The organism is Streptomyces sp. NPDC002324, from assembly GCF_053593335.1.
Genome location: NZ_JBSFCF010000006.1, coordinates 126809 through 139187 on the forward strand (window position 1 = coordinate 126809; position 12379 = coordinate 139187).

The 12379-nt window shown below is 71.8% G+C and carries 9 protein-coding genes; 3 read left to right on the forward strand and 6 right to left on the reverse strand.

What is annotated here, in order from left to right; all coding sequences use genetic code 11:
- Positions 1 to 39: 39 nt before the first annotated feature.
- The 3 genes from ACWCRJ_RS11205 (at position 40) to ACWCRJ_RS11215 (ending at position 3726) form a co-directional block, all read left to right on the forward strand.
- A complete protein-coding gene (locus ACWCRJ_RS11205) occupies positions 40 to 450 on the forward strand; it encodes a DUF2530 domain-containing protein (RefSeq protein ID WP_450939019.1) in 411 nt (136 codons plus the stop codon).
- 149 nt (positions 451 to 599) lie between these two features.
- Positions 600 to 3002 carry an HAD-IC family P-type ATPase gene (locus ACWCRJ_RS11210; protein WP_450939020.1) on the forward strand — a complete coding sequence of 801 codons (2403 nt, stop codon included), beginning with the start codon at positions 600 to 602 and terminating at the stop codon, positions 3000 to 3002.
- Between the two features lie 169 nt (positions 3003 to 3171).
- The gene (locus ACWCRJ_RS11215) at positions 3172 to 3726 is read left to right on the forward strand and encodes a hypothetical protein (RefSeq protein WP_450939021.1); all 555 of its coding nucleotides are present in this window, start codon (positions 3172 to 3174) and stop codon (positions 3724 to 3726) included.
- 40 nt (positions 3727 to 3766) lie between these two features.
- Here the strand turns inward: ACWCRJ_RS11215 and ACWCRJ_RS11220 are convergent, their stop codons facing one another.
- The 6 genes from ACWCRJ_RS11220 to ACWCRJ_RS11245 all read right to left on the reverse strand — a co-directional run bounded on the left by ACWCRJ_RS11220 (position 3767) and on the right by ACWCRJ_RS11245 (position 11836).
- Positions 3767 to 4615 (reverse strand): hypothetical protein, encoded by an 849-nt coding sequence (locus tag ACWCRJ_RS11220; protein ID WP_450939022.1) that lies wholly within the window; start codon positions 4613 to 4615, stop codon positions 3767 to 3769.
- 247 nt (positions 4616 to 4862) lie between these two features.
- Positions 4863 to 5783 carry a hypothetical protein gene (locus ACWCRJ_RS11225; RefSeq protein ID WP_450939023.1) on the reverse strand — a complete coding sequence of 307 codons (921 nt, stop codon included), beginning with the start codon at positions 5781 to 5783 and terminating at the stop codon, positions 4863 to 4865.
- Between the two features lie 145 nt (positions 5784 to 5928).
- Positions 5929 to 6720, reverse strand: a complete 792-nt coding sequence (locus tag ACWCRJ_RS11230; protein WP_450939024.1) for a calcium-binding protein — start codon at positions 6718 to 6720, stop codon at positions 5929 to 5931.
- 263 nt (positions 6721 to 6983) lie between these two features.
- A complete protein-coding gene (locus ACWCRJ_RS11235) occupies positions 6984 to 7529 on the reverse strand; it encodes an MOSC domain-containing protein (protein ID WP_450939025.1) in 546 nt (181 codons plus the stop codon).
- Positions 7530 to 7549: 20 nt separating this feature from the next.
- On the reverse strand, positions 7550 to 10693 hold the full coding sequence (locus tag ACWCRJ_RS11240; protein ID WP_450939026.1) for a sacsin N-terminal ATP-binding-like domain-containing protein: 3144 nt from the start codon (positions 10691 to 10693) through the stop codon (positions 7550 to 7552).
- Between the two features lie 210 nt (positions 10694 to 10903).
- The gene (locus ACWCRJ_RS11245) at positions 10904 to 11836 is read right to left on the reverse strand and encodes a DUF3027 domain-containing protein (RefSeq protein ID WP_450939027.1); all 933 of its coding nucleotides are present in this window, start codon (positions 11834 to 11836) and stop codon (positions 10904 to 10906) included.
- Positions 11837 to 12379: the final 543 nt, after the last annotated feature.

Here is a 12379-nt window from a genome sequence, read left to right on the forward strand (position 1 = left end):
CTCCGCGCGTAGACCCATCCGCCTCGTAAGCTGTGCCCCATGGCCGCGTTTTTCTCGGGATCCCCCAAGCACGAGGCACCGGAGCCCCTGGAGGGGCCCATCGTGCCGACCATCATCGGCGGCACGATCCTGTGGCTCGTCCTCTTCGTCGTCCAGCTCCCCTTCTACGGCTGGTACGCGGACCACGGACACACCTGGTGGATCTGGACCTGCCTGGCCGGCGGCGGCCTGGGCTTCATCGGCATCTACTACGTCCGCCGACGGGACGCGGCGATCAAGCGGGACGCGGCGGAGAAGGCGGCCACGGAGGCGCAGGCCGCCGACCACGCGAAGGCCGGGCCCGAAGGGGCGGGGACCGACGGGGCGGCAACCGAAGGGGCGAGGACCGAAGGTGCGGCAACCGAAGGGACCGAGGCCGACGACGTGACCGCGCGGCACGCCCCCAACTGAGCCCGTCCGGCGATCCCACCCCCGGCCGCCACCGCACCACAGGCGGCGTACGACCCCGGAACCACGGCGCGGCCCGCCCCTCCTCCCCAGGTCGGATCTTTGCCGCACTCGGCGGGTGAACGCCCAAATCCGCACGTACCGTCGAATGCATGACGCACATCGACGCGGGTACCGAACTCGATCCTGTGCACCCCACGCCCGTCCCGGCCCGCCCGGGGCGGGCGCGCGGTCTGACGGCCGCCGAGGTGGCCGGCCGGGTCGCCCGCGGCGAGGTGAACGACGTACCCGTGCGGAGCAGCCGCTCCATGGCGGACATCGTCCGCGCGAACGTCTTCACCCGGTTCAACGCGATCATCGGCGTCCTGTGGGTCGTCATGCTGTTCGTCGCCCCCATCCAGGACAGCCTGTTCGGCTTCGTGATCCTGGCCAACACGGGCATCGGCATCGTGCAGGAGTGGCGGGCGAAGAAGACCCTCGACTCCCTCGCGGTGATCGGCGAGGCGAAACCCACGGTCCGGCGGGACGGGGTCGCGGCCCCGGTCGCCACCTCCGACATCGTCCTCGGGGATGTCATCGAGATCGGCCCCGGCGACAAGATCGTCGTGGACGGCGAGTGCGTCGAGACCGACGGCCTGGAGATCGACGAGTCGCTGCTCACCGGCGAGGCCGACCCGGTCGTCAAACACCCCGGTGACCAGGTGATGTCGGGCAGCTTCGTGGTCGCCGGCGGCGGGGCGTTCACCGCGACGAAGGTCGGCCGGGAGGCCTACGCGGCCCAGCTGGCGGAGGAGGCGAGCCGCTTCACCCTGGTCCACTCCGAACTGCGCTCCGGCATCTCCACCATCCTCAAGTACGTCACCTGGATGATGGTCCCGACCGCGATCGGCCTGATCGTCAGCCAGCTGATCGTGAAGGAGAACGACTTCAAGGACTCCGTCGCCCGCACGGTCGGCGGCATCGTCCCGATGGTCCCCGAGGGTCTGGTGCTGCTGACGTCGGTCGCCTTCGCGATCGGGGTGATCCGTCTCGGCCGCAAGCAGTGCCTGGTGCAGGAACTGCCGGCCATCGAGGGCCTGGCCCGCGTCGACACCGTCTGCCTCGACAAGACCGGCACCCTCACCGAGGGCGGCATGGACGTCACCGAACTCCGCACCCTGGGCGGCGCCGACGAGACGTACGTACGTGAGGTGCTCGGCGCGCTCGGCGCGTCCGACCCCCGCCCGAACGCCTCCCTGAAGGCCGTCATCGACGCCTATCCGGACAGCGAGGACTGGCGCTGCACCGAGTCACTGCCCTTCTCCTCGGCCCGCAAGTACAGCGGCGCGTCCTTCGGCGAGAGCGACGGCGAGTCCAGCACCTGGCTGCTCGGCGCCCCCGACGTTCTGCTCCCCGACGACGACCCGGCCCTCACCGACACCGACCGGCTCAACGAGCAGGGGCTACGGGTCCTGCTGCTGGCCCGGGTCACCCGTTCCCTCGACGACCCCGAGGTCGCCCGGGACGCCCGCCCCACCGCCCTCGTCGTCCTGGAACAGCGGCTGCGGCCCGACGCCGCCGACACCCTGCGCTACTTCGAGGAGCAGAACGTACGGGCGAAGGTCATCTCCGGCGACAACGCGGTGTCGGTCGGCGCGGTGGCCGGGAAACTGGGCCTGACCGGCGAGGTCGTCGACGCCCGCCGGCTCCCCGGCGAGCGCGACGGCATGGCGGACGCCCTCGACTCCGGCACGGTCTTCGGCCGGGTCACCCCGCAGCAGAAGCGGGACATGGTCGGCGCCCTGCAGTCCCACGGCCACACGGTCGCGATGACCGGCGACGGCGTGAACGACGTACTGGCCCTCAAGGACGCCGACATCGGTGTGGCGATGGGCTCGGGCTCGGAGGCGACCAGGGCCGTCGCCCAGATCGTGCTGCTCGACAACAGCTTCGCCGCGCTCCCGTCGGTGGTCGCGGAGGGCCGCCGGGTCATCGGCAACATCACGCGGGTGGCGACCCTGTTCCTCGTCAAGACGGTGTACTCGGTGCTCCTCGCCGTCCTGGTGGTCTGCTGGCAGGTGGAGTACCCCTTCCTCCCCCGCCACCTGACCCTGCTCTCGACCCTGACGATCGGCGTCCCGGCGTTCTTCCTCGCCCTGGCCCCCAACAGAGAGCGCGCGCGACCCCACTTCGTGCGGCGCGTGATGCGCTACTCGATCCCGGGCGGCGTGCTGGCGGCCGTCGCCACCTTCGTCACCTATCTGCTCGCCCGCCACCACTACGCGGGCGAGGGCGCGTTGGAGGCGGAGACCAGCGCGGCCACCCTCACGCTCTTCCTGATCTCCATGTGGGTGCTGGCCATCATCGCCCGCCCGTACACCTGGTGGCGCCTGGGGCTGGTGGCCGCGATGGGCGGCTGCTTCCTGCTGGTTCTCGTCGTGCCGTCGCTCCAGGACTTCTTCGCCCTGCGGCTGGTGGGGACGACCATGCCGTGGATCGCGGTCGCCGTCGCGGCCCTGGCCTCGGCCGTACTGGAGTTCCTGTGGAGGTGGGTGGACCGCCGCTTCCCGGCGTAGGGCCCCCGCCGCACGGGCGACCACGCCGGAAGCCGCGCCGGAAGCCACGCCGAAACCGGACGCCTCCGGCCGGCGTCCTCGCCTGCGACCGGCCTCGCCGAGGCCGCGCCGTCGCGTCACCGGCATCGAGCGGCACCGGGAGGCGGCGCAGGGAAGGGAGCAGCAGCGCATGAACCCGTATCAGCCGGTGGAGTTCCACGCCCCGTGCGGACATCGGATCTCGGCTCCGGCCGACCGGGTCGGGCAGGACGTCCGCTGCCCGCACTGCCACCAGGTGGTCCGGGTCCCGTCACCCGACGTGCCGTACGCCTCGCCGGTGCCCCTGCCGGCCGGTGCCACCGAGCCGGTGGCGCTGACGGCGCTCTACGTCACCGCGCTGGTCGGCGGCATCCTCGGCGCCGGTCTCGTCTATCTGGTCATGTTCGACGAGTTCTCGGAGACCGAGCTGGTCTCGATCACACCGCTGTGGTTCTTCCCCATCGTCCTCGGCCTGTACGGCTTCGCCTCCCAGCGGCTGTTGCGCCGCATCGCCACGGGCCGTGCCAGAGACCTCAGGGAGGCCGCCGGCATGTCGATCGACGTGGCCGGTTACTGGGCGGCCCTGGTCCTCTTCCCGTTCCTGGTGCTGAAGTGGCGCAGTTCCCTGCTGGTGTCGCTGGCGGCGGCGCTGTTCTGGGCCGTGCTGCTGTGGCTGTTCTTCGAGCTGCTCTTCCCCAGCCTCTGACAGCACGGCCCACCCCCTGTCACGTCACCGCACAGGGGGCCTACTGCACGTCGACGTAGTCGCCCGTCGCGCTGACCGGCGCCGTCGTGGTCACCCCGGCGTAGCTGAAGCGCCAGTAACCGTCGTACGCGGCGGTGCCGGTGGCCTTCACATTGCCGGAGGCGTCCGAGTAGACCGTCTTGACCGTGGTGTACGTGCTGCTGCCCGCCTTGCGGAACTGGAGCTTGACCGGCTGCTTGGCGAAGGGCTTGTAGGTGTGGCTCTGCCAGTCGGCACGGGTGAGCCGGCCGGTGGCGGTGACCGTCCTGCCCTTCTTGACCGGCTCCGGCCCGGCGTTGACGGTGAGTTTCGCGATCCGCTGCACGAGGGTGGAGGCCAGCCCGCCCTGCTCCTTGTAGCCGATCTTGCTGTAGTCGGGCTCGTCGTTCGACGGGTCCTGGCCGTTGAACGCGATGGCGTCGGCGCCCGCCTTCCAGGTCCCGGCCTGCGAGTTGAGCAGGTCGCCGTCGCCCGGGCGGATGTCGATGGCGCCCGTGCAGCTCGCCGTCGTCGCGGTGGCGACCTTGCAGGTGGCGAAGTCGTCGCCGAACAGCTGCGGGGTGTCGTCGTCGCCGAAGGTGCCGCGGTAGAGGAAGGGCTCCGCGTAGAAGTCCTTGGCGGTGATGTCGACGCCGGTACCGTGGGTCAGCGTGAACGACACCGCGGTGGAGACCTTGGCGCTGATGCCGACCTTGATCGACTTGGCGACCTTGAAGTTCGAGAAGCTGACGTTCAGCGTGTAGGGCTGACCGCTCGTCGCCGTCGTACCGGCCGCGTGGGCGGCCGGTATCCCGAGGGCGGAAAAGGCCAGGGCGCCGGCGACGGCTGCCACAGTGGCTCTTGTGCGCATGTGTTCCCCAAGTGGAGAAAGAGTGATCCAGGGCCTTTTGGCCCGGACGATCTGAACACACGTTCCCCCGACCGCATTCGCCCCCGACGCGAATTTGGTCCGGCCATACGGACTCTTGAAAGACGTATACGGAACGCTTGGTCCCGCTCTTACGGACTCTTACGGAAGTCGGAGTCACTCCTTACGCAAAAGGGCGCCGGCCCGGGAAACCCCGGAGCCGACGCCCCATCTCCTGCTACTGCCGCGCCTACTTCACGTCGATGGCGTCGGCCGCCGAGGTCACGGCCGCCGTGCCCGAGCTGCCCGCGAAGACGTAGCGGTACGTGCCGTCGACAGTCGCCTTGACGGTGGTCTTCAGGGCACCCTTGGAGGACGACTTGACCGTCTTGACGTCCTTGTAGACGGACGTGCCCTTCTTCTTGAACTGCAGCTTCACGGACTGACCGGCGTACGCCGGGAACTTGTTGGTGTCCCAGTTGGCACGGGTCAGCTTGCTCGTGACCGTGATGGTCCTGCCCTTCTTGACGGGCTCGGGGGCCGCGTTGGCGCCCGTGAGCTTCGACTGACGCTGGACCTTGGCGGTGCCGAGCTTGCCCTGCCAGGTCTCTTGCAGGTCTCCGGTGAGCGGGTCGCCCCGGAACGCGAGGCCGCCGACCTTCCAGGTCGCGGCCTGCGAGTTGACGAGAGTCTCGCCCGGGTAGAGCTCGATGGATGCCTTGCAGCTGGCGGTGGTCGAGGAGGTGGCCGTGCAGGTCGCCTCCTCCTCGCCGAACTGCACCGGCTCGTCGAACTCGTCGAGCAACGAGCCGGGCATCGACTTCAGGTACAGGAACGGCCCGTTGGCGAAGTCCTCAGCGGTGATGTCGACGTCTGCGGCGTGCGTGAGCGTGTAGGTGACCGGCACCGAGCGGTGCTTGGTCGCGCCGACGACGATCGGCTTGCCGCCGTTCACCTTCATGCCGGAGAAGGAGACGTCGAGGTCCCCGGCGGTCGCGTCGGCGGCGGTGGCCGCGCCGAACGCCGACGGCCCGCCGTCGACGGTGCCGGCCGCCCACTGCGGGGAGGTGGCGATGCCGTTCGCCTCGTCCGCGGCGTACACGGTGGGCACGGCGAAGGCGGAGAGTGCGAGGGCGCCGGAGACGGCGATCGCGGTGGTGCGGATACGCATGTGTTCCCCCGGTGAAGTGTGGAGACGTGGGGCCCGACGGCGTTGTCACATCGGGCCCCTGTGATCGCGGGCCCGTTGACCCGCGTGCTCTACGACGTCGGGGGGCGCACCGGCGGAACCGGCGCGCGCCCCTTGGTGTGGCTGCTTACTTGACGTCGATGGTGTCGCCCGTGGCAGTCGCGGCCGCCGTGGTCGATGTGCCCGCGAAGACATAGCGGTATGTGCCGTCGGCACTCGCCTTCACCGTGGCGGACACATCGCCCGTGGAGGCCGAGTTGACGGTCTTGACCGCCTTGTAGGTGGACGTGCCACTCTTCTTGAACTGGAGCTGCACCGGCTGACCGCTGAGAGCACCGTTCACGTTGGTGTTCCAGTTGGCGCGGGTCAGCTTGCTGGTGATGGTGATCGTCGCGCCCTTGGCCACGGGCTCCGGGGCGGCGTTGGCGGGCGCGAGCTGGCTCGCGCGCAGGACCTTGAAGGACTTGGCGTTGTCCTTGATGTAGTAGTCGTAGTCCTTGGCCTGGGCGAGCACCGTGGTCTTCCAGGTACCGGCGACGGAGTTGATGACGTCGTAGCCCGGCTTGAAGGTGAAGGTCGCCGAGCAGTTGTACTTGGACGACGTCACCTTCTTGCAGCTGATCGGGTCCTTGTTGGACGCGATGATGCTTTCGGAGGTCTCAACCGTCTGGCCGCGGTACAGGTACGCGCTGGCCGTCCGGTGGCCCGAGTTGTCGGTGACGGTGAACTTGAGCGTGACCGTCTTGCCGGCCTTGGCACCGACGACGACGGCTTTGCCTCCGTTGACGGAGACATTGCTGATCCTGGTGTCGCCGATGTGGTCGTCGGCCTGCGCGGCCGGAGCGACGAGGGCGGTCAGAGCCAGGGCGCCGGTGACGGCGACGCCCAGAGTGGCGCGCTTACGCAATGTTTTCCCCACGTGGAAGGGGTCTCACGGACGGTTCCGCCGCGCGAGACCCGGTTCAGGTCTGTCGAGCCGGCGGGGGCTCCGGACGTCGTGTGACTCCCGGGGCTCCTGAGAAAGCCGTCGGCTCGTGTGATCAGATCCACGAGGATGGCGAATGGTTGTACGAGTTTTTGTGATTCCGGTGAAGATGTTGCCCAGGTCACAACCGACCTCGCTCACGGCCCGTCACAAGCCGACGCGATCCGCCAGATCTCGGCACAACCCGCCAGCTGCCGCTAGACGCGCTCCAGCGGGCGGTGCGGCCCGGCAGGAAGCTCGATGTCGATCGCGTCGCCGGGGCGGACGGCTCCCCCTTGCCGGACGATCCCCATGATCCCGGACTTGAAGGTGAACTCGCCGGTCGTGGCGTCGAGTTCGAAGACCTCCTTCAGCAGCCCCTTCCGGAACGTGTTGATCTGGTCGCACGGGTTGCGCAGCCCCGTGACCTCCACGACCGCCTCGTCGCCGAGGCGCAGCAGCGCACCCGTGGGCAGCCCCAGCAGGTCGATCCCCCGGGTGGAGACGTTCTCGCCGAGCTGCCCGGCCGCGACGGTGAACCCCTTCGCGGCCAGCTCGTCGAACAGCTCCTCGTGGATGAGGTGCACCTGCCGCAGATTGGGCGCGTCCGGCTCGTACGTCATGCGGAACCGGTGCTTGACGGTCTTCCCCGCGTGGACATCACCCTCGACGCCCAGCCCGGCGAGCAGCGTGATGCCCGCCCGGTTCGGCTTGCTGAAGGAGTACGTGCCGTTCGCGCTCACTGCCGTGACCCGCGCCGTCATGGTCTGTCCGCCTCTCACTCTCAGTCGAACCAGCGGTCCCGTGCCAGCTCCGCCGTCCTGGACGGGTCTTCGAGCAGGGCGGCCACCTCGAAGCGGCGCGGCCACTGGCCCGCCGCCCAGGCGAGCGCCGCGGCGACGCCCTCCAGGGTGGCGGCGTGCAGGACGCCGTCGCGCGTGCGGCGCCAGTCCAGCTCGACGCCGTCGACGACCAGCTCCTCGTGCTCGACGTACGACGCGGGGGTGGCGGGGCCGAGCAGGACCCGTACCGCTTCCGGAACGTCGTGCTCCGTGCCCTGCGAGTCCACCTCCCCGGTGACCGACTCGCTGAGCCGCCGCACCTGGAACAGCTCGGCCAACTCCCCGGCCCGTGACGGCCGTACGGGCAGCAGGGGCATCCCGGCGGTGAAGGGCAGCAGGTCGGGGGAGTCGACGACGACGGCGTCGGCCGCGTCCACGACGGTCACCTCACCGTCCACCACCGCGCGCAACTCGTCGGGCAGGGTCACCTGTTCCGGATCGAGGTCGGCCAGGGCACCGTACAGGCCGTGGAGTTGGGCGGCGGAGACGGGGAGGTCCGGGTCGGCCAGCCGGTCCAGCAGCTCGGCGGCGCCGCCCGGCTCGTCCAGCAGCGCGGCCACCGAGGTGCGCACGCCCAGCGCCCGCAGGACCTGCTCGTCGTCGAAGCCGGTGGCGTCGGCCTCGTCGTACAGGCCGCGCAGCAGCGGGTCGCCGCCGGCCGCGAGGAGGCCGGCGGGGCGGCGGCCGTCGAGGACCGGGTGCCCGCGCAGCCACCAGGCGGTGTAGGGGCGTACGACCTCGTGCGTGCCGTCCGGCAGCAGGATGCGGACCGGCTGGACGAGGGCGTCGCGCAGCGGGGGCCGGGCGAGCAGGGCGAGCGCCTCCGGCCAGCGGTCCTCGTCGACGAGGTCCAGGTCGCGCACGGCCACGATCTCCGTCGCGACCGGCGGCACGGGGCTGTCCGGGAACCGGTCGAGGATGTCCTCGGACCAGACGTCCACCGCGTCGAGCAGCCCGGCGTCGTCCGGCTCGGCGAAGTCCCCGTCGCGCGGCTCCAGTTCGTCGGGGTCGAGGACGACGTCGGTGGCGCGGACGAGGGCGAAGGTGGCGAGGACTCCGCAGGCCGCCAGGGGCTGTTCGCCCCAGCGGTCGGCCAGCTCGGCGTCCACGAAGGCGAGTTCGTCCTCGCGCATGACCCGGGCGAAGGGGCTGCCGGGGAGGACGAGTTCACCGGCGGGGGCCAGCTCGCCGTCCTCGTCGGGCAGGGCGAGGGCGCCGAGCCAGGGTTCGTCGCCGGGGTCGAGCGCGGCGTCACGCACCAGGGCGAGGACGAGGTCGGCGAGTTCGTCGGCGTCCGGCCGGCCGTCCTCCTCGTCCCAGACGCCGCCCTCGTCGTCCAGCGACGCGGCGACGGCGGCCCGCACCTGCGGGGTGGTGAGCACGGCGCGCGGGGTCGCAGGCAGGGCGCCCAGCTTCTCCAGCAGCGGATGCGCGGCGTCCGGGTGGGCCACCTTCAGGCCGAGGCGGGCGAGGGTGTCGGGGCGGGCCGCCTGCGGACCGTCGGGGGCGGGGAGGAGGATCTGCCGTGGCCCGATGGTGGTCCGCCCGTCCGCGAGCGGGACGGGAAGGCCGGACAGCCGGTCCGGGTCGACACCGGCGAGGCTGTCGTAGAGCCGCCACCACCAGTCGGGCGCCTTCTCCAGGCCCGCGAGCCGGTCGATGACGTCCCCCAGCGGCAGGCGCGCGACGCCCAGCGCGCGCAGCTCCGCGCGCCGTTCGAGCCCGGCGGGCAGCAGGCTGGGCAGAACGTCGGCGAGCACTCGCACGGTCTCGGCGCCGGCGCCCTCGACGACCTCGGCGTCACGGGGGCGCAGGGCGACGGGCAGGTCGTCCAGCTCGTCGTCGGGCTCGGGCGTCACCGCACGCGGCAGGAACGCGGTGCGCGGCAGCCGCTCCAGGATGGCCTGGCGCAGCGCCCCGTCCAGCTCACCCTTGCCCAGCGGGCCGGGCACCAGGTCGATGATCCCCTCGCCCACCGGCTCCCAGGCGGCCAGCAGCCCGGCGTACGCGTCCGCCGCGCGCTGCACGAGGAAGTCGGTGAGCGGGCCGGGCGCCGCGTGCCGCCGGGTCGTGTCCAGGGGGAAGGAGGCGATGAGCAGCGCGGGCACGCCGAGGGCCTCGTCGCTGGGGGTGGGCGCGTGCACGACGGCGCTGGTGCGCGGGCGGACCGGTTCGCCGTCGGGCCCGGTCGGCACGGCCCAGGTGACGGACCAGTGCGGGCGCAGCCGCTCCTCGACGGGCCGGTCGGCGAGCAGAGCGGCATCGAGCGCCCCGTGCTCGGCGACGGTGCGCCAGCGCGTGACCCCGTCCCGTGAGTCCTCGACGACGACGTGCGCCCCCTCCACGCTCCGCCGCACCGTCCGCACCTCGTCGGCGCCGATCTCGATGACGACCTCGTCGAGACCGGGCAGGGCGAGGAGCAGCGCGTCGTCGACCGCGTGCAGCAGCCGCTCGGCCAGATCGGCGGCGGCGGTGTCGCGCAGCGGCAGGATGACCACGGTGTCGTACGACTCCGGGGCGGTCCCCTCGGCCGCGAACGGCAGCCGCAGCAACGGCACATGTCCGTCCCGGCGGCGGATCTCGTCCCCGAGTCCGGGGCTGTGCCGGGCGGTGTCGGCGGCGAGCAGCCGGGCCTCGGCGAGCGACCAGCGGATACCGCCGTGCCGCCCGATGACGGCGGGCTCGTCGGTGACCGCGAGCACGGCGGCGAAACCGACACCGAAACGGCCCACGGCGCCGTCGTGGCCCTGCGCGTCCCGCTTCGCGGACGCGCGGAGCGTGGACAGCGACTCGACGCCGCCCGCGTCGAGGGGCGCGCCGGTGTTGGCGGCGACGAGCACACCGTCCCGCAGCGTCAGCCGCAGCCGGCCCGGCACCTTGGCGCGCGCGGCGGCGTCGGCGGCGTTCTGCGCCAACTCCACGACGAGGCGGTCCCGGTAGCCGCCGAGGACGAGGTCCTCCTCGGCGTTGGCATCCTCACGGAACCGGGCCGGACTGGTAGCCCAGGCGTCGAGCACGCCCCGCCGCAGCCGAGCCGTCCCGAACGGGTCCGCACCCTCGGCCGCCGGCCGCACGAACTTGCTCACGGTTCATCCTCCATGTCGCCAGGTGCACGAAGGTACCGCGTCGCCGCGTCGGCTCGGCTGTGCGTCCAGGGAGGTGGGGGTAGCTGGTAGGTCGGCGGGTGCGGGTGGGTGGGGGCTGGTCGCGGGGACCGCGCGGGAAGCCCCACCGGACTCGCGCCCGCCGAAGCGACCCGCACCCCCGAGCTGTGAGGCGCTCCTACGAGAAGGCCCCTACGAATGCCCGAGATCGGCCTCGGCGTCGGCCTCCTCCGCCCCCACGGACACCGACCCGGAATCGGGCGACGGCCGCAGCGGGAAGGGATCCACCCGCGTCTCGTCCAGCCGCGGCGGGGCCGGCCGCGGCGGGGCGGGCATGACCGCCGCCTCCGAGTGCCCTCCACAGCCGTACGTCAGGGACACCATGCGCCCGTCCGCAGGCGCGAACTCGTTCGCGCACACGCCGAAGGCCTGCCCGAGCGACCCCCCGATCGCCACGAGGAACCCGCAGCTCACGCACGACGCCGGCGCGGCCTGCGCCATCGCGGTCTTCGCCCCGAACCCTTCCTCCCACCGGTCCGCGGCCGTGTGCAGCCCGTACCGGGACAGCACCCGGGCCCGCCGCATGCCCAGTTCCTCGGCGACCGCGGCGATCGACCCGCGCGTCGGCACGAGCGGCAGGTGCGCCGGGACCCCGGCGGTGACCTCGGCGTCCTCCGCCTCCACCAGCTCGGCCATGTCCTGCGAGACCGGCGAGTTCGGCAAGGGCTCGTCCTCGCCGGTGTACCCGGGCTCCAGCCGCAGATCCTCGGCGTCCGTGGGCAGCAGGTCACCGGGGCCCATGTCGCCCGGCCGGAGCCGCTCGCTCCACGGCACCCACTCCGGCGCGAGCAGCGCGTCGGGGCCCGGGAGCAGGACGACTTCGTCCAGCGTCACGAATTTCGCGCGTGAGGCACGGGCGACGGTGACGGCCCAGCGCCAGCCGCGGTAGCCCATCTCCTTGCACTCGAAGAAGTGCGTCACGACCCGGTCGCCCTCGGACACGAGCCCCGCGTGTTCGCCGACCACGCCTGGTGCGGCGGCCTCCTCGGCTGCGGAGTGGGCGAGGTCGACGGCCTCGGCACACAGACGGTCGGGGGTGCGGCTTCGCGTTGTCGCTGCGCTCACAGGTATCGCTTCTCTCCTACGCCGTCTCACGAGTGCGCCTCCCTCGGCGGGGGGTGCGGACGGAGCGGACCAGGGGGCCGCGTCGACGTCCGCGCCCGATCGCACTCGGGCGCACCTATGTCATCCATTCTGCGGGATGAACGAGAGGCGCGCGGCCGAGAACAACCGCCGCAGGCGCGCTATGCACGCTACCTTCTCCGAGGCTCTGCGCCCACACCGACGTAGCGGTTCCGCGATTCCGCCGCGCTCGGCCTGGGCGGGGAGGGGTGCGTGGGGCGCCCCCCAGGCACCCCCGCCGGTTGGCAGAAAACCACCGGGGCCGCCGCCCCCGGACCCCGCATCAGCCCCCGGGTACGGGAAGGTCGCATGCCGTCCGCGACCGCATCGTGGCTGGTCGCGCGGTTCCCCGCGCCCCTGAAACCCCAGTTCACGCAGGCCTCTCAAGGCAACAACCCCAAAGCCCTGAAAAGCGCCGGGGCGCACCCCCAGCTTTTCAGGGGCGCGGGGAACCGCGCGAGAACCCCCACCGACCCGCAGCCGCAC